This is a genomic window from Mycobacterium sp. AT1 (assembly GCF_002043095.1).
Classification (GTDB): Bacteria; Actinomycetota; Actinomycetes; order Mycobacteriales; family Mycobacteriaceae; genus Mycobacterium.
Genome location: NZ_MVOC01000035.1, coordinates 43,744 through 70,287 on the forward strand (window position 1 = coordinate 43,744; position 26,544 = coordinate 70,287).

Sequence of the window (26,544 nt, forward strand, 5' to 3'; positions counted from 1 at the left end):
AAATTCATTCCCCACGGCCGTGGACCTAGGCTCGGATACATGACGGTCGCCAGACTCCAGCCCTACGCCGTGACGATCTTCGCCGAGATGTCAGCGCTCGCAGCCCGCCTCGGCGCGGTGAACCTGGGCCAGGGGTTCCCCGACGAGGACGGCCCCGCCGCGATGCTCAAGACCGCCGAGAACGCGATCGCCGAGGGCGTCAACCAATACCCACCAGGGCCGGGCATTCCCGCCCTGCGGCAGGCGATCGCGGCACAGCGGCAACGTCACTACGGCGTCACCTACGACCCCGACACCGAGGTGCTCGTCACCGTCGGCGCCACCGAGGCCATCGCGGCCGCGGTCATCGGCCTGGTGGAGCCCGGCTCCGAGGTGCTGCTGATCGAGCCGTTCTACGACTCGTACTCCCCCGTCATCGCCATGGCCGGCTGTCACCGGGTCGCCGTCCCGCTGGTCACCGACGGCCGCGGCTTCGCGATCGACGTGGACGCACTGCGTGCCGCCGTCACGCCGCGCACGCGGGCGTTGATCGTGAACTCGCCGCACAACCCGACCGGCATGGTCGCGACCGACGCGGAGCTCTCGGCGATCGCCACGCTCGCAGTGGAGCACGATCTGTTGGTCATCACCGACGAGGTCTACGAGCAGTTGGTCTTCGACGGACACCGGCATCTGCCCTTGGCCGGCTATCCGGGCATGGCCGAACGCACGATCACCATCTCCAGTGCGGCGAAGATGTTCAACGTCACCGGCTGGAAGATCGGTTGGGCCTGCGGGCCCGCAGATCTCATCGCGGGAGTGCGCGCCGCCAAGCAGTACCTCACCTACGTCGGCGGTGCGCCCTTCCAGCCCGCCGTGGCCCAGGCCCTTGACCACGAGGACGATTGGAGTCGATCCTTACGAGAATCGTTCCAGGCCAAGCGCACTCGGCTGTCGGGTGCCCTGTCGGACATCGGCTTCGACGTCCTGGACAGCTTCGGCACCTACTTCCTCTGCGCCGACCCGCGCCCACTCGGCTACACCGACAGCACCACGTTCTGCGCCGAACTGCCCGAACGGGCCGGCGTCGCAGCGATCCCGATGTCGGCGTTCTGCAACCCCCACTCCGACCACATCGGCCAGTGGAACCATCTGGTGCGCTTCGCCTTCTGCAAGCGCGACGACACCATGGAGGAAGCCATCAGGCGGCTTCAGGTCCTCAAGGCCTGATCACACCTCGATGGGCGGATGCAGCCGCTCCATCGTGTACTGCCGGTTGCGCCTGGCCGCAAGCGCGCTCGCTGTCAACGATGCGGCGAGCACGCCGACGAGCACCACGATCGCGACCCACAGCCGGGATTCGACGCCGCCCACTGTCAGCTCACGCAACCCGTTGACCGCGTACGTCATCGGATCGAACGGGTGGATGATCTGGAACGGCTTGGCGGTGGTCTCCACCGGGTAGATGCCGCCCGAGGACACCAGCTGGAACATCAGGAACGCCAGTGTGACGACCCTGCCGACCGCCACCCCGAACACCGCGTTGAACGCCTGGATCATCGCCAGGAAGGTCGCGGCGACGAGGAACAGGAAGGCGACGGTGGCGGGTGCGTACTTCGCGTGCAGACCCACCCCGACGTGCACGACGACATACATGATCGCGACCTGACACGCCACCACGGCCAGGGCCGGCCAGTAGGAAGCCAGCACCACGCGCAGGGAGCCAAGGCCCGCGACGATCGGCCGAGCCTGCAACGGCGTCAACAACATCCAGACGATCAGCGTGCCGATGAACAGCGCCAGCGGCAGGAAGAACGGCGCGAATCCGGTACCGAAGGTGGGCGCGGAGTTGGCGACGTGCTGCTGCACGCCCACCGGGCTCGCCACCGTGCGGGCGACGGCGTCGCGTTGCTGGGGACTCCACGTCGGAACCTGTGCGGCACCCTTGTCGAGCCCGTCGGCGAGCTGCCGGGAACCGTCGCTCAGCTTGCTGGTGCCCGTCGCCAATTGATCGGCACCGGTGGCCAATTGGTCTCCGCCGTCGGCCAATTTCACCAACCCGGCGTCGAGCTTCGCCGCGCCGCTGTCGAGTTGGGCGGCTCCGTCGCGGAGCCGGATCACGTCGGACTTCAGCTGGCCGTTCAACGCCTGGGTGAGCAGCTGCCTCGCCTGGCTGTGCGGATCACCGAACTCGTTCTGCAGCCGCTGGGCTCCGTCGCGCAACCGGATCAGGCCGTCGTCCGTCGTCGGGTCGATACCCTGGGCGTTCAGCAGCTTCTGCGCTCCGCCCAGCACCTCGCCGAGGCCGCGCGCCGACGGGTCCGGGTTGGCCTGCAGCCCGTTGACCACCTGGTCGACGATCCCGGCCGCCAACTGGTGGTCCACGTTCAGCGCGGCGATGCGATCACTCGCCGTGGCGACGCCGCCGCTGATTTGGGCGGCCAGCGCGGAGACGTCGTCGGGGTTCAGCCCGAGCCGCTGCACCCTGTCCAGGGTGTCGATCAACGGTGTGGTGGCCTGGCCGATGCCCGCCGACAGCTGGTGCGCGCCCGCCGCGAGTGCCGCCGACCCGGTGCGTGCGGTCGTCAGACCGCCCGCGAGTGTGTGTGCCCCCGTTGCCAATTGGTGCGCTCCGTCGTCGGCGCTGGTCAGCCCGGTGGCCAGCTGGTCGGCGCCGTTGGCGGCCTTCTTGATGCCGTCCCCCGCGTCGGTCAGACCGATCAGCACCTTGCCGACCACCTGCTCGCCGATCCGGGCGCTCACCTGGTTGAGGATCTCGCGCGACGCGTTCTGCCCGATCACCGAGGCGAGGTAGTTGTTCGCGTCGTTGAAGTCGAACTGCAGCTCGGCCTGGCGCGGGTTGGGGGTGGCCGCCGAGGCGATCGCCTCACTGAAGTCCTCGGGCAGGGTGATCGAGAAGTAGGACGTGCCTGCGGCGACCGCCTTGGCCGCGCTCTCCGCCGACATCACGTGCAGATCAAGCTGACCGGACTTCAGCAGTGCGTCGCTCACCTGGTCGCCCGCGCGTAGTTCCTGGCCCTGAACCACGGCCCCGCGGTCGGTGTTCACCAGTGCGACGGGAACCTTGTCGACCGCGTTGAACGGGTTCCAGAACGCCCACAGGTACATCGCGCCGTACAGCAGCGGCAGCAGGATGATCGTCACCAACGCCACCCGCGGCATGACACCGCGCGAGTAACGCTTTAGGTCGGTGCCCAGAGACAGTCCGGCAAGCATCGTCACACTCCATCCTTCTGGGCCAGCGGTAGTTGGATGCGAACGCCCAACCCGTCGGGCACGGGATTGGCGGAGGCCGTGACGACGGTCTGCCGTTCGCCCAGCTCGGCGAGACGACGCACCAACTCCATCCGACTCTCGTCTTCGGCGACCTGGTCGATACCGCCCACCACCAACAGCGGCGGCGCGGTCGTGTTGGCCAGTGCGACGCGCAGCAGCAGCGCGTCCAACTCGCTGAGTTCGTCGACGTAGGAGTGTGATTCGGGCAGCGGCAACGCACCGAAAACCGGCGCGCACACGCGAGCCAGGTCTGCGTCGTCGGCCCGTCGCACCCGCCGGTACCACGGCGCGTCCCAGCGCAACTTCTCGGTGACCAGGTCCGCTACGGTGACCGACTCGTAGACCGCGTCGAGCTCCTCGATCCCGGCCAGCACGCTGTCGCGGAAGATGTTCTGCACGTTGGTTTCCCCCATCACCTCCAGCGACCCGCCCATCGGCTTCATTCGACCGGCAAGGGTCATCAGCAGGGCGGTTCGCCCCGCACCAGGGGGTGCCAACAGCACGGTGAGCCCACCCCGAGGGATCTTGCACGTGACCGGGCCGTAGACCGGGCCCCATGGACCGGCCACCGAGATGGCCTTCGCCACGATTGCTGGCGGCTGTTCGTCGACGGTGTCGGGCTGAACCACCGTGTCATCCAAACACGCCTAGCTCAGATCGACGCAGCGAGTTCCCAAAGGCGTTCGGGATCAGCCGAGTTCGTGCGAAGCGGGCTGAGCACCAGATCGGTGGCGCCCGCGTCGAGGTAGCGGTGCAGTTGCGTGCGCACCGCCGTCGGGGACCCGACGGCCGCGACGTCTGCCGCACGGGAGACTCCTTCCCGCTCGATCACCCTGGCATACGACGGGATCGACTCGTAGAACGCGAGTTCGGCAGCCGCCAGCTCGTAGGCAGCGTCGGCGTCGTCGGCCACCACCACCGGAACGGCGGCGATGATCTTGGGCGCAGGACGGCCCGCCGCCGTCGCCGCCTCGGAGATGGTGGGCACGATGAACTCGGACAGGGTTCGCGGGCCCGCCAGGTAGGGCAGCGTGCCGTCGGCCAACTCGCCGGTGACCCGAAGTGCCCTGGGGCCCATGGCCGCTACGTACAGCGGCACCGGCGCACCGCCGGGAGTTGCGACCGGCCACTCGGGTGCGGCGGTCAACTCCTCGCCGTGAAAGTCCACGGTGCCGGTGGTGAAGATCGACTGCAACACCTGCAGGTGTTCGCGGAGCCGGCCCGCCGGGTTGGACCACGTCGTACCGAACGCCTGCTGCTCGACTGCCTTGGCACCGAGCCCGAGACCGAGGCTGAAGTTGCCGTGCGACGCTGCCTGCGCGGTCTGCGCCAGCATCGCGACGATCAGCGGGTGACGCGGGTTGACGGGGACCACGAAGGTGCCGACCCCGAGTCCGGGCACCGCGGCGCCGACGTGGCCGGCGAGGGAGATCGCGTCGTAGTCGAAGCGCTGCGGAAGCCAGATGCGGCGCACGCCGATCTCGAAGGCGCGACGGGCTTGGTCGACGACGTCGTCGACGGCATTGGTGGCGGTAGGTCGGGGGTTGAGCACGACTCCTGTGGGCATACCCGGCACAACCTGCGGTCGGACCGCGCACATTCCCCTTTACTCAGCTCACCAGCCGAGGTCGGCGAGCACCGTGGTGGTCTGCGGGGGTGTCCCCACCGGGCCGGACGGGGTGCGGGAGAACCGCGGCGCGGGGGCGGCCTGCTCGACGCCGTCGGCCGTGACGATCGTAGACCGCGCCACCAGATGCTGGTCGACCGACGCCTCCGACCAGGTCAGGACGGGTGTCACGCAGGCGTCGGTGCCGGCGAACACGGCGGTCCACTCGTCTCGAGTCCGGGAGGCGAACCGCTCGGCGAACAACGCGCGCATCCGGTCGTAGGCGGCGCGGTCGGATTGGGCGGGCACCTCGTCGGGCTCGAACTCCAGGCCCGCCAACAGTTGGGCGAAGAACTGCGGCTCGATCGATCCGACCGCCATGTGCTTGCCGTCGGATGTCTCGTAGACCCGGTAGAACGGGGCACCGCCGTCGAGCAGGAACGACTCCCGCTCGTCCTTCAGCGAGCCGGCCGCCTTCATCGTCCACATCATCTGGGCGAGCACGCTGACCCCGTCGACCATCGCGGCGTCGACCACCTGCCCCTTGCCCGACCGCTCCCGCTCGTAGAGCGCGGTGACGATGCCGACGAGTGCGAACATCGACCCGCCGCCAAAGTCGGCGACCAGGTTGAGCGGCGCCACCGGGGGCCGGTCGCGATACCCGATGGCGTTCAGCGCACCGGTCTGCGACAGGTAGTTGATGTCGTGGCCCGCCGTCGTCGCCAGCGGTCCGTCCTGACCCCATCCCGTGATGCGCGCGAAGATCAACCGCGGGTTGACGGCCGCACAGTCGTCGGGACCGATGCCGAGCCGTTCGCACGTGCCGGGCCGAAAGCAGTCCACCAACACGTCGGCCTTCGCGACGAGGTCGAGAAGGCGGCTCCGCTCGTTCTTCACGTCGAGGTCGACGATGCGCTTGCCGCGGTGCAAGAGGTCGGCGCCCTCGACCGGCATCGCCAGTCCCCCGCTCGGACGTCGGACCCTGACCACGTCGGCGCCCATGTCGGCCAACATCATCCCCGTGTGCGGGCCAGGCCCGATGCCCCCGAGTTCGATCACCCGCACCCCGGCCAGCGGTCCGGAAGTCACCCCTTCTTGACCTTCAGTACCTGCTTGCGCAGGCCGTCAGTCGCTGTTTCCATGCCGCCCTTCAGCGTGCGCTTGAGCAGGAACCCCGGCATCGGGATGGACAGATCGATCGCCATGTCGAACTTGACCCGGGTCTTCTCACCATCGGGCGTCAGCGTGTATCCGGCGTCCTGCGCCTTGAGCTGGCTCGACGACACCAAGGTCCACGTCACGCTGCTGTCGGTCCAGGTGTACTCGATGACCTGCTTGTCGGTCAGGCCAGCGGCCTTCACCGTCATCTCGACCTGCTTGGGCCGCCCGTCCGGGTAGCTCTCGAGGATCACGGCCTTCTGGTACTGCGGCGACCACGTTGGCGTCGACTCGACGTCGGCGATGACGTCCAAGATCTCACCGGGGGTTGCTTCGATGACCACTTCGCGCGAATCACTGGTTGTCATGCCCGCGACCTTAACCAGCACTGTCCTGCGCCGTTCACGTATGGGTGGAAACATCGTCGCCGTGGCCACGACGACACCAGACACCCCCCAGACCATTGCCTACCCGGCGACCGGCGCCCGCCCGAACCGTCGGGACGAGGACGCCCTGCTCCCCCACGTCATCGTGCTGTTCGGCGCCACCGGAGACCTGGCCAAGCGCAAACTGCTGCCCGGCATGGCGTATTTGGTGCAGTCCTCGCTGGCCCCGAAGATCCGGGTGGTCGGGACGTCGCTGGAGGATCTGACCGACGACCAGTTCCGCGCGCTGACCAAGGAAGCCGTCGACGCGTTCGGCACCCACCCGCTCACCCCCGAGCAATGGGACCACTTCGCCAGCCGCATCACCTACGTTCCTCAGGGCGCAGGGCCCGAGGCGCTGGCCGCCGCCGTCGCCGCGGCGGAAGCGGAACTCGGACCGGAAACCCGTCGGCTGCACTATCTTTCGGTCCCACCCAAGGCGGCCCGCGCGGTCATCACGATGCTGAAGGAAGCCGACCTGGTAGACCGGTCGCGGGTGGTGATGGAGAAGCCGTTCGGTACCGACCTGGCCAGCGCCATCGAACTCAACGACTTCGTGCACGAGACGTTCCGCGAACGGCAGATCTTTCGCATCGACCACTTCCTCGGCAAGGAAGCGGCCCAGAACATTCTGGCGTTCCGCTTCGCCAACGGTCTGTTCGAGCCGATCTGGAACCGCAACTTCATCGACCACATCCAGATCGACATTCCCGAGACTCTCGGCCTCGATCAGCGGGCCAACTTCTACGAGAGTACTGGCGCCTACAAGGACATGGTGGTGACGCACCTGCTGCAGGTGATGGCCTTCGTCGTGATGGAGCCACCAACCGCCTTGGAGCCCCGCGCCATCAGCGAAGAAAAGAACAAGGTGTTCCGGTCGATGCTGCCGATCCGAACCAACGAGGTGGTTCGCGGCCAATACACCGGATATCGCGCCGAAGCCGGGGTGGCAAGGGATTCCGACACCGAGACGTTCATCGCGCTCAAGGTCGGGATCGACAACTGGCGGTGGGCCGGGGTTCCGATCTACCTGCGCACGGGAAAGAAGATGGCCGAAGGCATGCGGATCATCTCGATTGCCTTCAAGGAGGCGCCGCGCACCATGTTCCCGGCCGGGTCCGGAGTGGGTTCTCAGGGGCCCGACCACCTGACGTTCGACCTCGCCGACGCGTCGAAGGTGTCACTGTCGTTCTACGGCAAGCGGCCGGGTCCCGGCATGAAACTCGACAAGATGTCGATGCAATTCTCCACCCAGGAGACCGAACAGCTCGGCGACGTCCTCGAGGCATACGAGCGACTGATCTTGGACGCGATGCGCGGTGACCACACGTTGTTCACCACCGCCGAAGGCATCGAATCGCTTTGGGAGCGTTCAGAACAACTGCTCCAGGATCCGCCGCCCGTCAAGTCGTATCCGCCGGGCACCTGGGGGCCGAACGCCATTCACCAGCTCATCGCACCGAACGCGTGGCGGCTGCCTTTCGAACGTGCGTGGCGCGAGAAGAAGTAGGCTCGGGTCATGACGGATGCGGTGAATCCCACGATCCCTCCCAGCGGTACGGGGTGCGTCGAGTGCACGGAAGTCAACGGGTGGTGGGTGCACCTGCGCCGTTGCACCGCATGCGGACACATCGGGTGCTGCGACGACTCGCTGGCACGGCACGCGTCGGCGCACTGGCGCGAGGAGGGGCATCCGATCATCCGATCCTTCGAGCCGGGTGAGGACTGGTTCTGGAACTACGACACCAACGAGTACTACGACGGGCCGGAACTCGCTCCGCCGGAATGCCATCCGCTGGACCAGACCGCACCCGGGCCCAGTGAGCGCGTCCCGAAGGACTGGATGACGCAGCTGCAACGCCGAGGTGACTGACCTCCGGTGGTAAAGGCCGAAGGCGACAGCACCCTCACCGTCCTCGTCGCGTTCGGCGCGAACCTCGTGGTCGCCCTGGCGAAGTCCTTCGCCGCGGTGGTGTCCGGTTCGGCGTCGATGACGGCGGAAGCCGCACACTCGTGGGCAGACACCGGCAACGAGATCTTCCTCCTGATCGCCAATCGACGCAGTGTCCACGAGCGCGACGACCGGCGACCGCTCGGGTACGGGCGCGAGGCCTACGTATGGTCCCTTCTCGCCGCGGTCGGCCTGTTCGTCGTCGGGGCAGCGGTGTCGATCTGGCGGGGAGTCACCGAACTCCTGCACGGCGACGACGCCGCCGAGGACTACCGGTTGGCCTATCTAGTGCTGGCGGTCGCGTTCGTGCTGGAGGGCACGTCGTTGTTGCAGTCGCTGCGCCAATTACGAAGGGATGCACGCACATACGAGAGCGACGTGCTACAGTACGCCTTCGAGACGTCGGATCCCACGGTGCGGGCCGTCTTCGCCGAGGACAGTGCCGCCCTGGTCGGCATCGTCATCGCATTCCTTGGCATCCTGCTGCACCAAGTCACCGGCGACGTCGTGTGGGACGCGATCGGCTCGATCCTGGTCGGCGGCGTGCTTGGCGTGGTGGCGGTGATCCTGATCAATCGCAACCGGGTGTTCCTCACCGGCGAGCCAGGGCCGCCGCGACTGCAGCAGGCGCTGCGCGACAAGCTGGCCAGCTTCCCCGAGGTGGCCTCGGTCCGGTTCCTGCGCCCCGAATTCATCGGCCCCAAGCAGATTTTCGTCATCGCAAGCGTCGACCTGGTCGGCGACGCCGTCGAATCGTCGATCGCGCGCACGTTGCGGGAGCTCGAGCATCGGCTCGAGGACGACGTGCCCTACGTGGTGGAAGCAGTGCTGACCGTTTCCGAGCCCGACGACGCGGGTATCCGGACCGAGTGAACACAGAGCCAAAGACCAGCGATTCGGACAACGGCCCCAAGGGCGCCGAAGACGTCCAAAGCGACCCCGCGAAGGGCGCCGAGGATCGGTCGGACTGGTCCGACGAGGGTGGTGCCACCCCCACCGGACCCGCTGACGACTAACGCGCGTCGGCCAGAGCCTGCGCGGCGGCGTTGTATCCGGGGATGAAGGTGATACCCGGCCCGCCGTGACACCCCGCGCTTCCGAGATACAGCCCCTCGATCGGGACGGGGGCGTCGGCGAATCCCCGAGGCCCGGGGCGGTTCGGCCCCATCTGTTCGGGATGAATCAGACCGTGGCAGTAGTCGCCTCCCGGCGCGCCGAACATGGTGCCCATGTGGCGTGGCGTAAATGTGGTGTGCCGGATGATCTTGGACTCGAAGTCGGGTGCGACGCGATTGATCTTCTCAATGACCCGACGCCCCATCTCGACCTTGAGGTCACCGTAGGACGCGTGCTCATAGGTGATCGGGAACCACATCGAGAACGCCGACATGGCGTGCTTGCCTTCGGGGGCCAGGCCGTCGTCGTGTACCGACGGGAATTGCATGGCGACGGCTGGGTCCTTGGGAACGACGCCGCGGCTGCTTTCCTCCCATTGTCCCTGGAGCTCCTCGGGGGTGCTGAAAAGTCCGATGGCCGACTGCATCTCGGGGTCGTTGAGAGCTTCGTATGGCGCGGCAAAGGTCGGCATGCCGTCGAGCGCGAAGTGCATTTGTAGATAGCTTCCGCGGTGGTCGACGCGGGCAAAGCGATCCCTGACGTCGGACGGCACGTGGTTCGCGTCGATCATCTTGGTGACCGTGTGGTCGGGCGCGACGCCTGACACGACGATGGACGCGTCGACCGTCGAGCCGTCATCGAGTCGGACGCCGACCACGTGGGCGTCGGCGACCAAGATTTCCTCGACCTTGCTGCGCAGTCGGAGTTCGCCCCCGTGGCGTTGCAGGGTGTCGACGAGATGTGCTGTCAGGGTGCCGATTCCGCCGCGAAACTTCTTCATCAGCGTGGCGTTCTCGTCGGGCATGGCCAACCCGAACGCCAGCGCCGCGGCACTGCCGGGGACGGCAGGCCCGCGGTAGGTGGTGTTGACGGCCAAGAATGACAGCATTCCGCGCAGGGCGCCGTGCTTCTCCGCGTCGGGAAGATAGCGATCCAGCACGTCGACGACCGACCCGAAAAGCATGTCCGAGATCGCGGAACGCTCGAATTCGTTTCTGGCACAGGCGAACATCTCGTCGATCGTCTTAGGTGGAACGCCTGCTTCGAACCGCCCGAGTGCACGCGTCGGGGCCTGGCTCCACGCCATCAGGCCCGCCATTCCGTTGACCGCCTCGGCGCCGTGCACGTCGTTGAGGTGGGTCAGCAGCTTCATCGGATCGCTGTAGTAGACGACGGGCTCGTCTCCGATGCCCCGCAGCGACACCGACATGACGTCGAGGTCGACGGTCGGCAGCTCGCCGAGGCCGAGTTCCTCACTGACCTTCGCCGACGTCGGGAACTGCAACGAGCCGGCGATCTCGAATCGGTAGCCGTCGAAAAGCTCTACGGTGGAAGCCATTCCACCGGCGTAGAGCTTCGAATCCAGACAGAGCGTTCGCACGCCCGCCTTCTGCAGGACCGCCGCCGCGGCGAGTCCGTTGTGACCCGCACCGATGACCACCGCGTCGAACCGTGCCATCGTCCGAGGCTGGCACGACGGGAAAGTTTTGTCAATTATGACGAAACTTCGTCAGTGCTGGTCGCCGATGCCCGCCGCCACCGCCTCAAGCGCCGTGCGGCACAACCGCGCCAGTTCCGGCAACGACCGGTCGTCACTCAGCATCCAGACCTCCATCGCCCCGAACACCGCGGCGGCGATGCACCGAGCGGTCACCGTGACGCGCAACCGGTCGTCGGTACCCTGCGCCGGCGGATCGTCGCGCGTCAGGTACTCCTCGACCGCATCGGCGAAGTCGGCCTCGACCTGGCGGATGTGTCGCACGATGCGCACCGGATCGAGCTCACGGGTCCGCAGCTCAGCGATCTTCGGCACCGCCGCGGTGTCGTATGGCGCCGCCATCACCGCCGAATGCACGGCGTCGACCAGTGATTCGTCTGGTCCGCGACTCGCCAGCGCCGTCCGGAACCACTCGAGTCCGGCGTCGTAATCGGCGAACAGCAGGTCGTGCTTGGACGTGAAGTGTCGGTAGAAGGTGCGCAGCGAGACTCCGGCGTCCGCGGCGATCTGCTCGGCGGAGGTGTCCTCCACTCCCTGCGCCAGAAACCTGACCAGCGCGGCTTTGCGGAGCGCGTCGCGAGTGCGTTCGCTGCGGGCGGTCTGCGCAGGTCGGACCATGTGAGTAAGTTACCCCGGCCGCCAACCGACGACCGCAAGTCGTGGGCGTCAATTTTTGCTGCGTGGACCACGAACGGCACCGGACACGCATATCCTCAGCTGGTGAGAGACCGGATACCGGAGGCGGACATCGGCGACGGTCGCACCCCCGACCGCGAGACCGCCCGACGATTGATCGCAGGAACCGTCTCGGTCAATCCCGCGGTCCGCGAACTGATGAGCCAAGTCACCAGGGACTACGGCGGGGTGGCTCGGCTACTCAAGATCGTCCTCACCGACGCCGATCGAATGACCGCGCTGCACAACACCGGATTGTTGGACGACGCCCCGCGGCTCGCCCTAGACCAGTTCGCGGAGCTCACCGCCGAGGCCTTGGGCGTCCCCTACGCCGCACTGTGGATCGTCGCCGACGACCGGCAGATCTGCCTCGGAAGCAACCACCCCAACGCCCATGTCGAAAAGTTCCATCTACTGGACAGGTCGATCGGCAAGTACGCGGTGGCCAGCGATCAACCGCTGATAGTCGAGGACATCACCAAGCATCCATTGTTGGCCGATCATCCATACGCGCTGACCGGAGAGGTTCGTGCTTACGCGGCATTCCCGTTGCACGACGTTGGCGGCAACGCGGTGGGTACCTTGAGCGCGTGGGACGTCCGCCCGCGACCGTGGACCAGTGGCCAGGTTCAGATCCTGGAGGATCTGTCGGCAGCCGCACACGCGAAGATCCTCGGCGCGTGAGGCCCTAGCGCAATGGTCGACGCAAAAACCCGGGGGGGACCAATGATCACGCTGCAAGGCCGCAACACGTCACGGACCACCGCGGCACGGCAGGGCCGGAGACGTCGGCGGACGCTCGACGAATTGGCGAGGGCCAATCCGCTGAGCACGATCATCACGGTGTCCATCGACGTGTTTGCCGGCTCCGCGGGAGTGGCGTTGGGCGCGTGGTGGGCACTCTCGACTGAACCGACCAGTCCCCCGGTGTGGATATGCACCCTCTACACCCCGTTGATCGTCGGCACCCTGGCGTTCCGAAAGGCATACGCCCGCAGGTTGAATCGTCGATTCCTCGACGAGATTGGACCCGTGCTCGCGGCCACGGCACTCGCGGCCGTCTTCTTGCTCAGCTTGATGGAATTCGTCAACGCTCCCGGGCACATCGGCGGCATGGTCGCCAAGATCTGGGTGTCCGTCTTGGCGCTGATGCTGCTGTGCCGGCTGATCAGGGCGACGTACCAACGGAGCCTGCGACGACGCAACCTGCTTCTGTCTCCGGTCATCGTCGTGGGCAACGGACGCGTCGCGAATCAGATCGTCGAACGGCTGCGCTCCAGCCCTCAGCATGGACTTTCGGTCATCGGGTTGCTGGACGCCGAACCCCCATGGGCCGGCACGGATTCCGATGGCGACATGGAACCGATCCCCTACCTCGGCACGCCCGACGACGTCGACCGAGTGATCCGTGAGACCGGCGCCGAGGGCATCGTCGTCGCCTTCTCCCTGACCCAAGACCAATTGCTCACTCCCGTGGTGCGCATCGCCCACCGGCACGGACTGCGCGTGTGGGTGGTGCCAAGGATGTTCGACTCGGTTGGCGAGAACATCCGGGTCGAGCACGTCGGTGGGCTACCGCTGCTCGCCGTACCGCACACCGATCCTCAGGGCTGGCAATTCACGTTGGGCAAGCACGTCGGTGATCGAGTCCTCGCCGGCTTTGGGCTACTGCTGATCTCACCGATCTTCCTGACGTTGATGCTGCTGGTCCGGATCAGTTCGCCCGGGCCGGTCTTCTTCCGCCAACCCCGGGTCGGACGCGACGGTCACGTGTTCGATTGTCTGAAGTTCCGGTCGATGCGTGCGGCCCCGCCCTCGGGCACCGGCTTCGAACTCGTCGCCGGCCACGCACCCGGCGGCGTCGAAGGCGTGGACCGCCGCACCAAGATCGGCAAGATCATGCGCCGGACGTCGTTGGACGAACTGCCCCAATTGCTCAACGTCATCAAGGGCGACATGAGCCTGGTGGGCCCGCGACCCGAGCGGCCCGAGTTCGTCGCGCTGTTCGACGCGCAGATTCGCCGCTACGGCGAGCGCCATCGAGTCAAGGCCGGCGTGACCGGCTGGGCACAGGTCCACGGGCTGCGCGGCCAGACCTCGATCGCCGACCGCGCCGAGTGGGACAACTACTACATCGAGAACTGGTCGTGGGCGCTCGACATGAAGATCCTGTTGCTCACCGTGCTGGCCGTAATGCATCGGGCGGAGTGAGCGAGCGGCGGGCCCAGTTTGCCCGAAATCGAGACACGTCCCCGGCGCCAACGCACAATGCGGAGGACGTAGGGACATTTGCTCGAAGGAGTCGAACATGCGTAAGTCGCTCGCAGCAGCGTTTGGCGCGGCGGCAGCAGCGGTGCTGGCTGCCAGCCCGGTCCATGCCGAGCCAGCCCCCGACCCGCACATGCCAAACATGCAGTCCGGCTACTGCCCCGGCGGGGGCATGGGATCACAGATTTCACTCGCCTACTGCGACGGCGTTCCCTATCCCGACGGCTCCTTCTGGCACACGATCCAATACGGTGCGCCGATGATCGGCCACCCCTACGGTTTGCTCTCGCCGGGCCTTCAATGCGTCGTCGGTGGTGGACCCGTTCCCCAGCCAGCCCCGCCGGGCGGGTGCGGCGGGGCCGTTCCACCGCCGCCGCCCTAGGCCGTCAGGGTCGCAAGTCACCAGCTTCACCGGCGAACCGTCCCTGCATCGTCATTGCTGCCGTCGTCAGACCGCGGTCCGCGGGTTCGGCTTGGCCTTCTTGTCCGCGTACATCAATTCGTCGGCCTCGGTGACCAACTGTTGGAGCGACTTGGTGTCGTCGGCGGCGACGTGCAACAAACCGACGCTGACCGAAAGGTCGTACCGCCGATCCGCCGCCTCGTTGAGTGCGAGGAAGGACTCCAACAGCCGCGTCTTGAGCATGTCCGAACCCTCGTGGGTCCCGGTGACGAGGACGCAGAATTCGTCACCGCCGGTGCGGGCCAGCAAGTCGTCCGGACCGAGAACCGATCGAAGCGTCCTGGCGACGTCGGCGATCAGCGCATCGCCCGCGTCGTGTCCTTCTTCGTCGTTCACCTGTTTGAGCCCGTCCACGTCGAGGAACGCCAGCACACACTCCCGGCCGCGGTCGCGGGCAGCGCTCAGAGCAGCCTGCCCGAGAACGTTGAAACCCCGCAGGTTGTGCAAGCCGGTCAACTCGTCGGTCCGGGACAGCCGACGGATCTCGTCGTTGGCCTGGCTCAGCTCGGCCGTGCGATCACGGACCCGCTGTTCCAGTTCAGCGATCGTCTGGACGTGTGCCATGGCGACCGAGGTCGAATCGGCCAGTCCTTGGAGTAGCGACACGTCGTCGGCCGACGGCGTCCGCTCGTGCGCCCAGTAGACGCCGATCGCTCCGACCGGTTCCATCCGACGGATCGGGACCATCACCAGGCTCTTGACGAACGTCGTGCGGTAGGCGTCGTGCGGAATCCGGTCGTCTTCGTAGACGTCGGGGATCACCACGGCTTGCCGATGCAGCATGGCCCACCCACCGATGCACGATTCGATCGGGAACCTGCTGCCCTTCCAGAGCCGAGCGATGGCGTCTTCGTCGGCGTAGAAACACGTGTCCTCGTCGCGCAACACGAAGGTGGCACCGTCACACCCGAGGATCTCTCGCGCCGCGGTGCGCACGATGCGTTGCACGTCGGCCAATTCCTGCGCGAGCGAGAGCTCTTGGACTGCCGACAACAGCCGTTCCATGCCTCGCACGTAGTCGACGCTCGAAGGGTCCGATGACGAGGTTGGGCCGGCCATGCCTACCTCCGTCTGGCCAGATCGCCGCGGTGAGACGAGTCAAGATCAGCGGAAGCGTACTTGAAGACTCTGTCCCGCGAGGCGGACGGCACAGCGAAGTGGTGCTACTGAAGTGGCCAGGGCCGGGATCGAACCGGCGACCTTCCGCTTTTCAGGCGGACGCTCGTACCAACTGAGCTACCTGGCCGGGACGGCACCGGCAGAACAAAACCGAAATCGTGCCTCGCCGAAAATGGCGACCCTGACGGGACTCGAACCCGCGACCTCCGCCGTGACAGGGCGGCGCGCTAACCAACTGCGCCACAGGGCCTTGCTTTCCTGCTGCTCCGACGTTACCGCCGTTGCGTCGTACCCCCAACGGGATTCGAACCCGTGCTACCGCCGTGAAAGGGCGGCGTCCTAGGCCGCTAAACGATGGGGGCCAAAGCCGAATCTCTTCGGGGACTTCCAACACCGGAGCGTTGGGAGCTTCGATAGCTTAGGGCACCGACCGCCAATTCCTCAAACGCGGGTCCCCGTCACGCCCGCGGCAACCCGTTCGATCCCGCCAAGTATCCTGTTTCTCCACGCCCCTATAGCTCAGTTGGTAGAGCTACGGACTTTTAATCCGCAGGTCCCAGGTTCGAGCCCTGGTGGGGGCACCAGCTTTCAATCGGTGCCGACGACGACGCGAAACGTGCGCCTCTCACCGAACACTTCGACACCCAAGACCGGGATCCATCGAGCATCGCCGCCCGCGCCCAGGACTCAGTCGACCCACTCAGGACATTCCTTCTCGGGCGGGTCGAGAAGGTCTGGGCACAATTGGGATCCGAGGTTGATCGATCCGAAGCCGGGCGGGAGGTCGGGGTGTCCGAATGGCGTGCGGCCCGATATCCCGACGTGGTCCCACTTGACCGGCGTGCCGGGAAACTTGATCGAGTAGCCGTCGGGGTCGGGCAGCGCCGGAGCGAACACGGCGCGCAGGACGCAGTAGAGGCCGTCGTCGCCGGGCGACCCTCTCGTACCGATGGCGCGGCGCTCGAACGTCGCGGTGGCCCTCGTCTCGTCGACGACGCCCGTGGTGTCCCCCTTCAGACGCATGCGTGCGCCAGTGCGCATCCCGCGGTTGTCGCCGCGACCGGCGCACGTGCCTCCGGGCAGGATGTCGAACGAGTCGGCCAATTGCCACGTCACCGTGACCGTGTGGTCGATTGCGGAGACCGCTGGCGGTGGGACGGGCAACGAGGGCGCCGCCGGCTGCACGTGGTCGTTGGCGCACGCCGTCATCGCTCCGCTTGCGGCGAGGAGTGCGCCGACGAATAGTGGTGCGGGGCGGCAGATCGCCATGGCCGAAATGCTAAGCCTCCACCCTCGTCGAGGGAACCCCACGACCCGGCAGCCGCAGCGCGATCGCCACGTTGAACACCATCACGTAAAGCGCTGTCCCAGAGTCTCTTTGGTCGGGAACCGCGGCGAGGATCAGTGCCCTACCCTGGGAGCGCGCGATGGCGGCACATGACGACACGGCGGCCGCAGCGGCGTCCACGGTGGTGGAGCACGACGCGTTCCTGGTGACCTGCAGCGGCAGGGTGTTGCGGTCGCGGCTGGCCGACAAGTGGGTCACCCTGGTGTTGTGCGCGCTGTTCGACGGCAAGACGCGCCACTCCGCTTGCCCGGCCGCACGGTGACGCCGACGGTGCCGCTGAAGGTCGAATACGACCTGACCCCGCTGGGCCGCTCACTCGTCGACGTCTTCCTTCAACTCAAGGCCTGGGCCGATGTCAACATGGACGAGGTTGCCAGCGCCCGAGACAGCTACGACTCGCGGACGCACTGACGACGGACGCCGTCGGCGAACCCGTCTTTAGGCCCCCGCCGACGTGCCAATCCGGTTACCCTTTCCGCCATGAAGTCGGTGGCGACGTTCGTGGCGGCGGTGATCGTTCTGATCTCGTGCGCGGCGTGTGGACCCGCCCACGGCGCCTCCGGGTCGTCGGTCGTCCGGCCCGCCGCGACGGATGCCAGCGGTCGGGCAACCGACGTCCCCGAGACGCTGGCCGCCGCGACCGCCGCAGCTCAGGCCAACATCGACCGCTTCACGGCTGGGGACTTCGCCGGGGTCTGGGAGCACATGGAGTCCGACGTCCGGGCCGGTATCACCCAGCGGGACTTCGTCACGTTCTACGAGACCTGCAAGAAGCCAGGCGGGCCAATCAGCGTCCGCGGTGCCCGCTTGGAGGCCGGCGAGGCAATCGTGCTCATGAAGATTCAAGGCGTCGAGAAATCGCGGACCATGGTCTACGAAGACGGCAGCTGGAACATGCAGGCCACCGACGACTTCGCCGCCCGGCTCGGCCAGCCGCTCCCCCAGCTCATCGCCGAGGAGACCGCCGCCGGGCTCTGCACGCGGTGAGCGGCGCCCACTGCGGGCGCAGCGCGGTCACACCACCGGGCAGTAGTGCATCGGGTTGTCCCGCTCGTCGAGCGGGGGCAGGTTGCGTGCCGGGGTCTCCGGCAACGGCGCGTCGGCGGCGCTGCGGCCCGTGACGCGATCCCAGCCCGCCCTCGCCCGGGGGTGCATGCGACTTCGCTTGGGCAGCAACGAGAAGACGACGTGGACGATCTTCCCGAGGCGACGGTGCAGCCACTCGTCTCGGTCCGACCAGGTGTAGCCCATCAGGTCCCTTACCGGGGGGTCGTACAGGCCGACGGTGAACCAGACGAAGAACGGTGCGACCAGCTTTCGCTGTTGCCGCCACATCCAGTCGGGCATCTTCTCGGCCCACGGCGGCTTGGGCAGATCGGTCAGGTCGAGCACGGCACGCGCGGCGTAGTTGTTCTCCAACACGTTGTGGCACATGTGATCCCAGTACGTCTGGAAGTCCTCCCACGTCTTGGGGACCGGCCGCATGCTCATCCCGTACATCCGGTACCACTCGACGTGCTCGTCGAACAGTTGGCGCTTCTCGGCCTCGGTGATACCGCCGCAGAGCCGCTCCGCGACGATCAGCGTCCCGACGAAGAAGGTGGAGTGCGCCCAGTAGAAGACCTCGGGATTCAGCGCGTGGTACCGACGGCCTTGGGCGTCAACGCCTTTGATGTCGGTGTGATAGTCGCGAACCTCGGCCCCGGTGCGGGGTGCCCGGTCGGTGTCGAAGACGACGCCGCCGATCGGGTATAGCGACCTCAGCAGCCGAGGCCAGCGCTCACGGAAGAACGTCGAGTGCTCCTCGACGGCGGCACCGAGCTGGGGATGCATGTTCTGCATCGACCCCGCCCACGGACCCTGCAGCAGTCCCCGCCAGTCACCGAAGTACTTCCACGTCAACGAGTCGGGACCGAGCGGAACCGGCGGGGCGTCGTAGCCCCCTGGCGCTACCGGACAGCCCGTTGCCTGTCCGCTGGTCACTGGACACGTCTCGGACGTATCTTGAGTCACGGGTGACCTCTCCTGGCGCCGACGAATTTCTGACTACGTGCGTTGTCATTGTGAGTTTAGGAGCGATGTGCCTTCCGGTCAACGACGGGGCCGCTGGTCCGGTGTCCCCCTGCAGGATCGGCAGACTCTCCGCCGCGACGAACTGATCGCCGCCGGCGTGGACGTCCTCGGCGGCGCGGGGGGTGGCGCGCTCACGGTGCGCGGCGTGTGCCGCGCCGCGGGACTTACCGAACGCTACTTCTACGAGAGCTTCGGCGACCGTGACGACTTCGTCAGGGCGGTCTACGACCACGTCTGCGGCACCGCGATGACGGCACTCACCGCGTCGACTACGCCACGGGACGCCGTCGAGAGATTCGTCGCACTCATGGTCGACGATCCGGTTCGGGGTCGGGTGCTGCTGATCGCACCCGAGCGCGAGCCGGTGTTGACGAAGTCGGGCGCGGAATGGATGCCCAGCTTCATCGAACTGATTCAGCACAAGCTGACGCGAATCACCGACTCAGCGGTACAGGCCATGGTCGCCACCGGACTGGTCGGCGCACTCACGGCCCTGTTCACGGCCTACCTGAACGGCAGCCTGGAGGCCACCCGCGAGCAGTTCATCGACTACTGCGTCGAGATGCTGCTCAGCCGGGCGGCCAGCCACTAGTTACTCGCCGGGGGTACCGGGGCTCTGGCCGTCGCCGATGAGCTCGTCGGTCGCGTCCTGCGCCGCCTGAGCCTCCGCCTGGGCCTTGGCTTCTTCTTCGTCGGCCGCCGACTTGGCCGCGCGGCCCTCTTCGCTCCCCTGCGACAGGCCAGGCGTGGTCGCCGTCGCGTAGCCGCCGTTGCAGTTCAGGTAGAACTGAACGGTGTCCGACACGTGGGCGCCGTCGTTCGCGCTGGCGAACGGTGCGGTCTGCGACCGGTCGACGATGCAGTCGCCCTCGGACAGCTTGTCGCCGGTGCGGGCGGCCACGACGACCGTCTGGCCCGCATCACTGGCGGCGGAGGATGCATCCGAATACGTCTGGCCCGCATAGGAGTCGGCCGCGGCCACCCCACCGCCGAGCAGCGCCGATACAGCCAAAGCACCAATGGCGCCAGAACCAACAACGAGGAGCTTCTTCACTTCTAGCCCTATCTGTCCGCGGAGTCACAATGCCTGCTCGCGGGGATAGTACCGCCCTCTGTCCCGCGCCGCAGCGGCTCCCGCCACCCAAAGTGAAGTGGCAGGAGGGCGAAGACGTGGGAGCTAGAGTCGGCGGTTACTCGCCGCCCACGACGGCCAGTTGCTCTTCCTCGGACTGCTGCGCCGCGGCCGCCGCCTCAGCCTCGCGTTGCTTCTTTGCTGCCAGGTCGGCCTGGTAGATCTTCTGACCCTCCGGGCTCTGCAGCGAGAAGCCGGGCCACTGACCGGTCGAGTACTTGGCGTAGCAGTTGAGGTTGACGTTCATCTTGCGGTTGGCCTGGTTGCCAAACCCGTCAATTCCCGACGCCGGGGTCGCACTGGTGACGATGCAGTTGTCCCAATCCTTGCGATCCCCAACGGTCGACGCCACGACGGGCGCCATTCCCTGCTGGCTGAGCGCCGCCTTCGCGTCCGCATAGGTTTGCCCGACGACGCCGTCATCGGCCGACGCGACGCCCCCGCCGAGAGCCAAGGCCACGGCAGCGGACCCCAACGCGCCGACACCGGCAACCAAGATCTTGTTCACGTGAGAGTGACCTTTCGACGTCAAGCGTGAGCGCAGCCACCAAATGGCGTTTGCCATGGCGGGGTCGTTCATCGACGGATATTACCCTGGCCGTGCGATTGCGGGAGAGCCGTTGACAACGACTTGATGACACCTCGGACGGAGAACTTGATGTCACCGAGGGACACAGATATATTGAGTGCAACCAACGGATACAGATAACTGGGAGGGTTCATGTCGACGGAGTTGACCGACCTGCAGCTGCTGCACGAACTCGAGCCAGTGGTGGAGCAGAACATCAACCGCCACATGCGGATGCGCAAGGACTGGAACCCCCACGACTACATCCCGTGGTCCGACGGCAAGAACTACTACGCACTCGGCGGCCAGGACTGGGATCCCGATCAGTCGAAGCTCTCCGAGGTCGCCCAGGTCTCGATGCTGCAGAACCTGCTGACCGAGGACAACCTGCCGTCCTACCACCGCGAGATCGCGATGAACTTCAGCATGGACGGCCCCTGGGGCTTCTGGGTCAACCGCTGGACGGCGGAGGAGAACCGCCACGGCATCGCGCTGCGCGACTACCTCGTCGTCACCCGCGCCATCGACCCGATCGAGCTGGAAGAGCTGCGCGTCGAGCAGGTCACCCGCGGCTTCAGCCCCGGCCAGGGCCCCCAGGGCGAGATGTTCGCCGAAAGCCTCTTCGACTCCGTCATCTACGTGACGTTCCAGGAGCTGGCCACCCGGGTGTCGCACCGCAACACCGGCAAGGCCTGCAACGAGACCGTCGCCGACCAGCTGCTGCAGCGCGTCTCGGCCGACGAGAACCTGCACATGATCTTCTACCGCGACGTCAGCGCGGCCGGTCTGGACTTCGCGCCCAACCAGGCGATGAAGTCGCTGCACCGGGTGCTGCGCAACTTCAAGATGCCCGGATACACGGTGCCGGAGTTCCGGCGCAAGGCCGTCGTCATCGCCGTCGGCGGCGTCTACGACCCGCGCATCCACCTCGACGACGTGGTCATGCCCGTCCTGAAGAAGTGGCGGATCTTCGAGCGCGAGGACTTCACCGGCGAAGCCGCCGAGATGCGTGACGACCTCGGCAAGCTCGTCGAGGAACTCGAGGAGACCTGCCAGAAGTTCGAGGTCGCCAAGGAGCGCCGCCTCGAACGCGAACGCAAGATGGCGGAGAAGAAGGAAATGAAGAACTTGTTGGTGACGTCATCATCAGCGGCGTCCTAGCTCCACCCCAGCAGTCGGCCCGACCTGTCTTGCAGATCGGGCCGATCGCGTTGCGCAGCCCCGTCGTCCTGGCGCCCATGGCGGGCGTCACCAACGTCGCGTTCCGCACGCTGTGCCGCGAGCTCGAGCTCGCCAGGGCCGGCACGGTCAGCGGCCTCTACGTCTGCGAGATGGTGACGGCTCGGGCGCTGGTCGAACGCAACGAGAGCACGCTGCACATGACGACGTTCGGACCCGACGAGTCGCCGCGCTCCCTGCAGCTCTACACCGTCGACCCCGCGACCACGTATGCCGCGGCCAAGATGATCGTCGACGAAGACATGGCCGACCACATCGACATGAACTTCGGCTGTCCGGTGCCCAAGGTGACCCGGCGCGGCGGCGGTGCTGCGCTTCCGTACAAGCGCAAGCTGTTCGGTCAGATCGTCGCCGCAGCGGTGCGGGCCACGGCGGGTACCGGGATTCCCGTCACCGTGAAGTTTCGGATCGGCATCGACGACGACCACCACACTCACCTCGACGCGGGACGCATCGCCGCCGAGGAAGGCGCGGCCGCCGTCGCGCTGCACGCCCGCACCGCGGCGCAGCGGTACTCGGGCACCGCCGACTGGAACCAGATCGCCGAGCTCAAGCAGCACGTGACTGGCATCCCGGTGCTGGGTAACGGCGACATCTTCGTCGCCGACGACGCCCTGAAGATGATGGCCGCTACCGGCTGCGACGGAGTCGTCATCGGCCGCGGCTGCCTTGGCAGGCCGTGGTTGTTCGCCGAACTGTCGGCGGCCTTCAACGGCGTCGACGCGCCCGTCCCGCCCACCCTCGGTGAGGTCGCCGACATCGCGCGCCGCCACGGTCAGCTGCTCGCCGCCCACTTCGGCGAGGACAAGGGCATGCGCGACATCCGCAAGCACGTCGCCTGGTATCTGCACGGGTTCCCCGCCGGCGCCGACCTTCGCCGTGGGCTGGCCCTGGTCAAGACGCTTGCCGAGCTCGACGTACTGCTGTCTCAACTTGAACCCGACGTGCCGTTTCCGCCCGCAGCCGAGGGCCCGCGTGGGCGTCAGGGCTCACCGGGCTCGGTGACGCTTCCCGAGGGCTGGCTCCGCGATCCGGACGACTGCACGGTGCCCTCGGGAGCCGACGTCATGCACTCTGGGGGCTGACTCCGCTCTCGAACGAGACGCCTTCGAGACGCCACTGACGCCGTCTCGGACTGGCTCCGCATCGGGTTGTCTCAGTACGATGGGGGACCACTGCGGCAGGGACCGACCGGCTTCGATTGGCCAAGCCCCTGACGTGCTGCTAAAAGACTAGAAGCAGACGAGCTCGATCGGTGCACCCAGGACGCACCGCTTCCACACGGTCGGAGGCCGACAGGACATGAGTGACGGCGACAACGCCGCTCCCGGTCGTCGGCAACGGAGCGAGCCCGACGACGCCACGTCAGGTGCCGAGAAGTCCGAAAAGCCCGTCAACGACTGGATTACCCGATCGTCGCGGCCGGCGCCAGGCGCCGCGCCGTGGGAGCGCACGAAGACGACATCGTCCGCCTCGGCGGGCAATCACACCGATGGAGTGACGGTCGCCGACCTGATCGCGAAGATCGCAGGCACGGCTCCCGAACCCAAGCCCGAGGAACCGCCCGACCACGAGATTGGCAGCCGCGACAAGGCCGCCCGCGAGGCCGACACCGCCGTCATCCCCGTCGTTCCATCGCACGCCTCCGAACTTCCCGACCTGACTGACCTCGGCAGGGAACCCGCAACCCCCGAGCAAATCTTCGGCGACGAGCTAGTGCCGTTCGGCAACACGGTCGACGCGCCCGCGGATCCCCCGTCGCACCGCGGCCGCCACACCGCGATGGTGATGGGCCGCGTCGCGGCAGCGCTCATCGCGGTCCTCGCGCTGGCGATGACCGGTGCGGCGTGGCAATGGCAGTCGACGAAGAACCACAACCTCAACAAGGTCGCGGCGCTCGATCCGAACTCACGCGACATCGTCGACCCAGGTGCCCAATACGGCGACGAGAACTTCCTGATCGTCGGCACCGACAGCCGGATCGGCACCAACAGCGACATGGGCGCGGGCACCACCGACGACGCGGCGGGCGCCCGGTCCGACACCATCATGCTGGTCAACATCCCCGCCAACCGCAAACGCGTTGTGGCCGTGTCGTTTCCGCGCGACCTGTCGATCACTCCCATGCAGTGCGAGCACTGGGACCCGACGACCAGCACGTACGGACCCGCGACCGACCCCGACTCCCCCGTCTACGGGATGGACAAGGTCTACACCGAGACCAAGCTGAACTCGGCCTACGCCGTCGGCGGGCCCAAGTGCCTGGTGAAGGTCATCCAGAAGCTGTCCGGGCTGTCGGTCAACCGCTTCATGGCCGTCGACTTCGCCGGTTTCGCCAAGATGGTCGACGCGCTTGGCGGCGTCGAGGTCTGCTCCACCACTCCGCTGGAGGACTACGAACTGGGCACGGTGCTGCCCAACGCCGGCCGCCAAGTCGTCGACGGGCACACCGCGCTGCAGTACGTCCGAGCCAGGCAGGTCACCACCGAGACCAACGGCGACTACGGCCGCATCAAGCGTCAGCAGCTGTTCCTGTCGTCGCTGCTGCGCTCGCTGATCTCCAAGGACACGTTCTTCTCCCTCAGCAAGCTCAACAACGTGGTCAACCTCTTCATCAACGACAGCTACGTCGACAACATCCAAACCAAGGACCTCGTCGACCTCGGCCAGTCAGTCCAAGGCGTCAACGTCGGACGCATCACGTTCGTGACGGTGCCGACGGTCGGCTACGCCGACGAATACGGCAACGAGGTGCCCCGCACCGACGACATGCGCAGCCTGTTCGACGCGATCATCAACGACGACCCGCTCCCCGAGGAGAAGAACGTCGGCGCCCCGGCCGCACCTGGGACGACGCCCCAGGCCGCAATCCCCGCGCCCGACGACACCAACGGAGAGCTCGTCGACGCCGTCACCACCAGCCCCGGTGACATCACCGTGCGCGTGTCCAACTCGACCGGCGAGGACGGGTTGGCGTCCACGGCCGCCAGCGATCTTCAGCAGCACGGGTTCAACGTCGACACCCCCGACGACTACCCGGGCCCGCTGGACTCCACGACGGTGTTCTTCTCCTCCGGCAACGAACAGGCCGCCGCCACCGTCGCGTCGTCGTTCGCCGTTCCGGCCATCCCCGCGATCGAGCGGGTGTCCGGCATGGGCAACGTCATCCGCGTGGTGCTCGGCTCGGACTTCAGCTCGGTCAACCCCCCGTCGCCCAGCGGGTCGTCGGTGCAGGTTCACGTGGTGCACGATCGCAGCAGCGAGACCTCACATCTGCCGGAGGACTTGACCGTGACCAACGCCGCCGATACCACCTGCGAGTGACCTGCCGAGCGCCATCCTGGCAGGTGGCATTCACCTTTCGTTCATCCACGAGGGCATGACGATCCCGAGGCTCAGCCCGTAGGCTCAATACATGCGTACCGCCTACCACGAGCAACTGGCATCTTTGACGGACCAGCTCGGTGAAATGTGCGGCCTTGCCGGTGTAGCCATGGAGCGTGCGACCCAGGCCCTCCTCCAGGCCGACCTGGTTCTTGCCGAGCAGGTCATCACCGACCACGAACAGATCGCCGCGATGAGCGCGCGTGCCGAGGAGTCCGCATTCGTCCTCCTCGCACTGCAGGCCCCCGTCGCAGGTGACCTTCGCGCGATCGTCAGCTCCATCCAAATCGTCGCCGACGTGGACCGGATGGGTGCGCTGGCGCTGCACGTCGCCAAGATCGCCCGCCGCCGCCACCCGCAGCACGTCCTCCCCGAGGAGGTCAACGGGTACTTCGCCGAAATGGGCAGAGTGGCCGTTGACCTTGGCAACAGCGCCCAGGAGGTGCTGGTCACCCGCGACCCCGAGAAGGCGGCGCGCATCCGCGAAGAGGACGACGCGATGGACGACCTCCATCGCCACCTGTTCTCGGTTCTGATGGACCGCGAATGGCGCCACGGCGTGATCGCGGCAGTCGACGTCACGCTGTTGAGCCGGTTCTACGAGCGGTTCGCCGACCACGCGGTCGAGGTGGCCCGACGCGTCATCTTCCAGGTCACGGGCCGCTTCCCCGACGAGGAAGCCCTCTCCTCCGCTCAGTGACGCCTGATCCGCACGCCGTCCTTCGTGGCGGCCAGCAGATCGCGAAGCACCGTCGCCACGACCTGGAGTTCGGCGTTCCCGTAGGGCTTCAGGAAGTCGTGGATTCCCTGGTCCATCTCGTCGTGCAAGCGTCGGTGGGCCTCGACGACCAGCTCGCCGTCGCCGGTGAGCGCGAGCTGCACCTCCTTGCGGTTGCCGGGTACCGCCGTGCGCGTCACCAGGTCCGCCTCGACGAGCCGCTGCACGTACTTGGAGACGGTTCCCTTCAGCTGACCTGAACGGGAGGCGAGCCCGACGACGCCGACGGGTCCTTCGGCGATCACGGCGAGAAGGTGCATCGCCGACGACGGCAGGTCGCGCACCGTCGCCTCGAGCCGGGCCGGGCAGTGGGCCACCACGAAGTCGCGTTCGGCGTCGCCATCCTCGGCACCGGTCATCTCCAGGTCGAACTTGTCTCCCACTGCGGTGAGCAGATGGCTGACGTCCGCGATGAGCGCCGACTTGGTTTTCACGGAAACCATCTTGCCATCACCGCCGCGCCGTCG

At 66.8% G+C, this 26,544-nt stretch carries 29 protein-coding genes and 4 tRNA genes; 17 read left to right on the forward strand and 16 right to left on the reverse strand.

Translation table 11 applies throughout. The annotated features are described in order from the left end of the window. Window positions 1-39 precede the first annotated feature (39 nt). Window positions 40-1,209 carry a pyridoxal phosphate-dependent aminotransferase gene (locus B1790_RS16030; protein WP_079924273.1) on the forward strand — a complete coding sequence of 390 codons (1,170 nt, stop codon included), beginning with the start codon at window positions 40-42 and terminating at the stop codon, window positions 1,207-1,209. On the opposite strand, the gene B1790_RS16035 is transcribed toward B1790_RS16030, so the two are convergent. Genes B1790_RS16035 through B1790_RS16055 form a run of 5 tightly spaced genes read right to left on the reverse strand, consistent with a single transcriptional unit; the run spans window position 1,210 to window position 6,408 of the window. Then, complete coding sequence (locus tag B1790_RS16035; RefSeq protein WP_079924418.1) at window positions 1,210-3,216, reverse strand: YhgE/Pip domain-containing protein; 2,007 nt, start codon at window positions 3,214-3,216, stop codon at window positions 1,210-1,212. A gap of 2 nt (window positions 3,217-3,218) precedes the next feature. Then, window positions 3,219-3,905, reverse strand: a complete 687-nt coding sequence (locus B1790_RS16040) for an ATP-binding cassette domain-containing protein (RefSeq protein WP_079924274.1) — start codon at window positions 3,903-3,905, stop codon at window positions 3,219-3,221. A gap of 23 nt (window positions 3,906-3,928) precedes the next feature. After that, window positions 3,929-4,843 carry a TIGR03564 family F420-dependent LLM class oxidoreductase gene (locus B1790_RS16045; protein WP_079924275.1) on the reverse strand — a complete coding sequence of 305 codons (915 nt, stop codon included), beginning with the start codon at window positions 4,841-4,843 and terminating at the stop codon, window positions 3,929-3,931. Window positions 4,844-4,891: 48 nt separating this feature from the next. Beyond that, the gene (locus tag B1790_RS16050) at window positions 4,892-5,971 is read right to left on the reverse strand and encodes a CaiB/BaiF CoA-transferase family protein (RefSeq protein ID WP_079924276.1); all 1,080 of its coding nucleotides are present in this window, start codon (window positions 5,969-5,971) and stop codon (window positions 4,892-4,894) included. After that, complete coding sequence (locus tag B1790_RS16055; protein WP_079924419.1) at window positions 5,968-6,408, reverse strand: SRPBCC family protein; 441 nt, start codon at window positions 6,406-6,408, stop codon at window positions 5,968-5,970. The genes B1790_RS16050 and B1790_RS16055 overlap by 4 nt, the downstream gene beginning before the upstream one ends. A gap of 40 nt (window positions 6,409-6,448) precedes the next feature. On the opposite strand from B1790_RS16055, the gene zwf reads away from it, so the two are divergent. The 4 genes from zwf to B1790_RS35015 are packed head-to-tail and all read left to right on the forward strand — an operon-like array spanning window position 6,449 to window position 9,432. Further along, on the forward strand, window positions 6,449-7,975 hold the full coding sequence (zwf, locus tag B1790_RS16060) for a glucose-6-phosphate dehydrogenase (protein ID WP_079924277.1): 1,527 nt from the start codon (window positions 6,449-6,451) through the stop codon (window positions 7,973-7,975). 9 nt (window positions 7,976-7,984) lie between these two features. Beyond that, the gene (locus B1790_RS16065; protein WP_079924278.1) at window positions 7,985-8,338 is read left to right on the forward strand and encodes a UBP-type zinc finger domain-containing protein; all 354 of its coding nucleotides are present in this window, start codon (window positions 7,985-7,987) and stop codon (window positions 8,336-8,338) included. Between the two features lie 6 nt (window positions 8,339-8,344). After that, window positions 8,345-9,289: a cation diffusion facilitator family transporter gene (locus B1790_RS16070; RefSeq protein ID WP_079924279.1), complete on the forward strand. Its 945-nt coding sequence runs from the start codon at window positions 8,345-8,347 to the stop codon at window positions 9,287-9,289. After that, on the forward strand, window positions 9,286-9,432 hold the full coding sequence (locus B1790_RS35015) for a hypothetical protein (protein ID WP_185934876.1): 147 nt from the start codon (window positions 9,286-9,288) through the stop codon (window positions 9,430-9,432). Before B1790_RS16070 ends, B1790_RS35015 begins: the two co-directional genes overlap by 4 nt. Here B1790_RS35015 and B1790_RS16075 read toward each other — a convergent pair. Both B1790_RS16075 and B1790_RS16080 read right to left on the reverse strand, forming a co-directional pair. Then, window positions 9,429-10,991: an NAD(P)/FAD-dependent oxidoreductase gene (locus B1790_RS16075; RefSeq protein WP_079924280.1), complete on the reverse strand. Its 1,563-nt coding sequence runs from the start codon at window positions 10,989-10,991 to the stop codon at window positions 9,429-9,431. The two genes, B1790_RS35015 and B1790_RS16075, sit on opposite strands and share 4 nt — an antisense overlap. Before the next feature lie 51 nt (window positions 10,992-11,042). Further along, entirely contained in the window at window positions 11,043-11,648 is a 606-nt protein-coding gene (locus B1790_RS16080) for a TetR/AcrR family transcriptional regulator (RefSeq protein ID WP_079924281.1), read from the reverse strand. 102 nt (window positions 11,649-11,750) lie between these two features. On the opposite strand from B1790_RS16080, the gene B1790_RS16085 reads away from it, so the two are divergent. The 3 genes from B1790_RS16085 (at window position 11,751) to B1790_RS16095 (ending at window position 14,355) form a co-directional block, all read left to right on the forward strand. Further along, window positions 11,751-12,389, forward strand: a complete 639-nt coding sequence (locus B1790_RS16085; protein ID WP_079924282.1) for a GAF domain-containing protein — start codon at window positions 11,751-11,753, stop codon at window positions 12,387-12,389. Between the two features lie 42 nt (window positions 12,390-12,431). Next, entirely contained in the window at window positions 12,432-13,916 is a 1,485-nt protein-coding gene (locus tag B1790_RS16090; protein WP_079924283.1) for a sugar transferase, read from the forward strand. A gap of 97 nt (window positions 13,917-14,013) precedes the next feature. Continuing rightward, on the forward strand, window positions 14,014-14,355 hold the full coding sequence (locus tag B1790_RS16095; protein WP_079924284.1) for a hypothetical protein: 342 nt from the start codon (window positions 14,014-14,016) through the stop codon (window positions 14,353-14,355). A 66-nt stretch (window positions 14,356-14,421) separates the two neighbouring features. On the opposite strand, the gene B1790_RS16100 is transcribed toward B1790_RS16095, so the two are convergent. The 4 genes from B1790_RS16100 to B1790_RS16115 form a co-directional block, all read right to left on the reverse strand. Then, window positions 14,422-15,495, reverse strand: a complete 1,074-nt coding sequence (locus B1790_RS16100) for a sensor domain-containing diguanylate cyclase (protein WP_079924285.1) — start codon at window positions 15,493-15,495, stop codon at window positions 14,422-14,424. 113 nt (window positions 15,496-15,608) lie between these two features. Next, window positions 15,609-15,682: transfer RNA gene (locus B1790_RS16105), tRNA-Phe, on the reverse strand. Between the two features lie 46 nt (window positions 15,683-15,728). After that, window positions 15,729-15,805 (reverse strand) — tRNA-Asp (locus B1790_RS16110). A 39-nt stretch (window positions 15,806-15,844) separates the two neighbouring features. After that, window positions 15,845-15,917: transfer RNA gene (locus B1790_RS16115), tRNA-Glu, on the reverse strand. 146 nt (window positions 15,918-16,063) lie between these two features. On the opposite strand from B1790_RS16115, the gene B1790_RS16120 reads away from it, so the two are divergent. After that, window positions 16,064-16,139: transfer RNA gene (locus B1790_RS16120), tRNA-Lys, on the forward strand. 103 nt (window positions 16,140-16,242) lie between these two features. Here the strand turns inward: B1790_RS16120 and B1790_RS16125 are convergent. Next, the gene (locus B1790_RS16125; protein WP_079924286.1) at window positions 16,243-16,824 is read right to left on the reverse strand and encodes a hypothetical protein; all 582 of its coding nucleotides are present in this window, start codon (window positions 16,822-16,824) and stop codon (window positions 16,243-16,245) included. A gap of 158 nt (window positions 16,825-16,982) precedes the next feature. Here B1790_RS16125 and B1790_RS35325 point away from each other — a divergent pair, with 158 nt between their 5' ends. The 3 genes from B1790_RS35325 to B1790_RS16135 all read left to right on the forward strand — a co-directional run bounded on the left by B1790_RS35325 (window position 16,983) and on the right by B1790_RS16135 (window position 17,890). Continuing rightward, the gene (locus B1790_RS35325) at window positions 16,983-17,165 is read left to right on the forward strand and encodes a hypothetical protein (protein WP_233165151.1); all 183 of its coding nucleotides are present in this window, start codon (window positions 16,983-16,985) and stop codon (window positions 17,163-17,165) included. Between the two features lie 8 nt (window positions 17,166-17,173). Beyond that, on the forward strand, window positions 17,174-17,314 hold the full coding sequence (locus B1790_RS35330; protein WP_233165152.1) for a helix-turn-helix domain-containing protein: 141 nt from the start codon (window positions 17,174-17,176) through the stop codon (window positions 17,312-17,314). A 69-nt stretch (window positions 17,315-17,383) separates the two neighbouring features. Next, complete coding sequence (locus tag B1790_RS16135; protein WP_079924287.1) at window positions 17,384-17,890, forward strand: hypothetical protein; 507 nt, start codon at window positions 17,384-17,386, stop codon at window positions 17,888-17,890. A 27-nt stretch (window positions 17,891-17,917) separates the two neighbouring features. On the opposite strand, the gene B1790_RS16140 is transcribed toward B1790_RS16135, so the two are convergent. Beyond that, the gene (locus B1790_RS16140) at window positions 17,918-18,916 is read right to left on the reverse strand and encodes an oxygenase MpaB family protein (protein WP_079924288.1); all 999 of its coding nucleotides are present in this window, start codon (window positions 18,914-18,916) and stop codon (window positions 17,918-17,920) included. A 67-nt stretch (window positions 18,917-18,983) separates the two neighbouring features. Here B1790_RS16140 and B1790_RS16145 point away from each other — a divergent pair, with 67 nt between their 5' ends. Beyond that, window positions 18,984-19,568: a TetR/AcrR family transcriptional regulator gene (locus B1790_RS16145; protein WP_079924289.1), complete on the forward strand. Its 585-nt coding sequence runs from the start codon at window positions 18,984-18,986 to the stop codon at window positions 19,566-19,568. Here the strand turns inward: B1790_RS16145 and B1790_RS16150 are convergent, their stop codons facing one another. Both B1790_RS16150 and B1790_RS16155 read right to left on the reverse strand, forming a co-directional pair. Continuing rightward, entirely contained in the window at window positions 19,569-20,030 is a 462-nt protein-coding gene (locus B1790_RS16150) for a hypothetical protein (RefSeq protein ID WP_079924290.1), read from the reverse strand. It lies immediately after the preceding gene. Between the two features lie 136 nt (window positions 20,031-20,166). Beyond that, on the reverse strand, window positions 20,167-20,616 hold the full coding sequence (locus B1790_RS16155) for a hypothetical protein (protein ID WP_079924291.1): 450 nt from the start codon (window positions 20,614-20,616) through the stop codon (window positions 20,167-20,169). A 213-nt stretch (window positions 20,617-20,829) separates the two neighbouring features. On the opposite strand from B1790_RS16155, the gene B1790_RS16160 reads away from it, so the two are divergent. From B1790_RS16160 to phoU, 4 genes are all read left to right on the forward strand, one after another. Continuing rightward, on the forward strand, window positions 20,830-21,837 hold the full coding sequence (locus B1790_RS16160; protein ID WP_056560204.1) for an acyl-ACP desaturase: 1,008 nt from the start codon (window positions 20,830-20,832) through the stop codon (window positions 21,835-21,837). Window positions 21,838-21,866: 29 nt separating this feature from the next. Then, a complete protein-coding gene (dusB, locus tag B1790_RS16165) occupies window positions 21,867-23,000 on the forward strand; it encodes a tRNA dihydrouridine synthase DusB (protein ID WP_079924292.1) in 1,134 nt (377 codons plus the stop codon). 217 nt (window positions 23,001-23,217) lie between these two features. Beyond that, a complete protein-coding gene (locus B1790_RS16170) occupies window positions 23,218-25,239 on the forward strand; it encodes an LCP family protein (RefSeq protein WP_079924293.1) in 2,022 nt (673 codons plus the stop codon). Between the two features lie 91 nt (window positions 25,240-25,330). Then, window positions 25,331-25,999: a phosphate signaling complex protein PhoU gene (gene phoU, locus B1790_RS16175; protein ID WP_079924294.1), complete on the forward strand. Its 669-nt coding sequence runs from the start codon at window positions 25,331-25,333 to the stop codon at window positions 25,997-25,999. On the opposite strand, the gene B1790_RS16180 is transcribed toward phoU, so the two are convergent. Continuing rightward, window positions 25,993-26,511, reverse strand: coding sequence for a MarR family winged helix-turn-helix transcriptional regulator (locus tag B1790_RS16180; RefSeq protein ID WP_079924420.1), 519 nt, complete (start codon window positions 26,509-26,511; stop codon window positions 25,993-25,995). The two genes, phoU and B1790_RS16180, sit on opposite strands and share 7 nt — an antisense overlap. Between the last annotated feature and the right edge of the window lie 33 nt (window positions 26,512-26,544).

Excerpts from the sequence above, each read along its gene's own strand:
- B1790_RS16030 (WP_079924273.1), top strand. The coding sequence starts at position 40 with ATGACGGTCGCCAGACTCCAGCCCTACGCCGTGACGATCTTCGCCGAG.
- B1790_RS16035 (WP_079924418.1), bottom strand. The coding sequence starts at position 3,216 with ATGCTTGCCGGACTGTCTCTGGGCACCGACCTAAAGCGTTACTCGCGC.
- B1790_RS16045 (WP_079924275.1), bottom strand. The coding sequence starts at position 4,843 with ATGCCCACAGGAGTCGTGCTCAACCCCCGACCTACCGCCACCAATGCC.
- B1790_RS16055 (WP_079924419.1), bottom strand. The coding sequence starts at position 6,408 with ATGACAACCAGTGATTCGCGCGAAGTGGTCATCGAAGCAACCCCCGGT.
- zwf (WP_079924277.1), top strand. The coding sequence starts at position 6,449 with ATGGGTGGAAACATCGTCGCCGTGGCCACGACGACACCAGACACCCCC.
- B1790_RS16065 (WP_079924278.1), top strand. The coding sequence starts at position 7,985 with ATGACGGATGCGGTGAATCCCACGATCCCTCCCAGCGGTACGGGGTGC.
- B1790_RS16075 (WP_079924280.1), bottom strand. The coding sequence starts at position 10,991 with ATGGCACGGTTCGACGCGGTGGTCATCGGTGCGGGTCACAACGGACTC.
- B1790_RS16080 (WP_079924281.1), bottom strand. The coding sequence starts at position 11,648 with ATGGTCCGACCTGCGCAGACCGCCCGCAGCGAACGCACTCGCGACGCG.
- B1790_RS16090 (WP_079924283.1), top strand. The coding sequence starts at position 12,432 with ATGATCACGCTGCAAGGCCGCAACACGTCACGGACCACCGCGGCACGG.
- B1790_RS16095 (WP_079924284.1), top strand. The coding sequence starts at position 14,014 with ATGCGTAAGTCGCTCGCAGCAGCGTTTGGCGCGGCGGCAGCAGCGGTG.
- B1790_RS16100 (WP_079924285.1), bottom strand. The coding sequence starts at position 15,495 with ATGGCCGGCCCAACCTCGTCATCGGACCCTTCGAGCGTCGACTACGTG.
- B1790_RS16125 (WP_079924286.1), bottom strand. The coding sequence starts at position 16,824 with ATGGCGATCTGCCGCCCCGCACCACTATTCGTCGGCGCACTCCTCGCC.
- B1790_RS35325 (WP_233165151.1), top strand. The coding sequence starts at position 16,983 with ATGGCGGCACATGACGACACGGCGGCCGCAGCGGCGTCCACGGTGGTG.
- B1790_RS16135 (WP_079924287.1), top strand. The coding sequence starts at position 17,384 with ATGAAGTCGGTGGCGACGTTCGTGGCGGCGGTGATCGTTCTGATCTCG.
- B1790_RS16160 (WP_056560204.1), top strand. The coding sequence starts at position 20,830 with ATGTCGACGGAGTTGACCGACCTGCAGCTGCTGCACGAACTCGAGCCA.
- B1790_RS16170 (WP_079924293.1), top strand. The coding sequence starts at position 23,218 with ATGAGTGACGGCGACAACGCCGCTCCCGGTCGTCGGCAACGGAGCGAG.
- phoU (WP_079924294.1), top strand. The coding sequence starts at position 25,331 with ATGCGTACCGCCTACCACGAGCAACTGGCATCTTTGACGGACCAGCTC.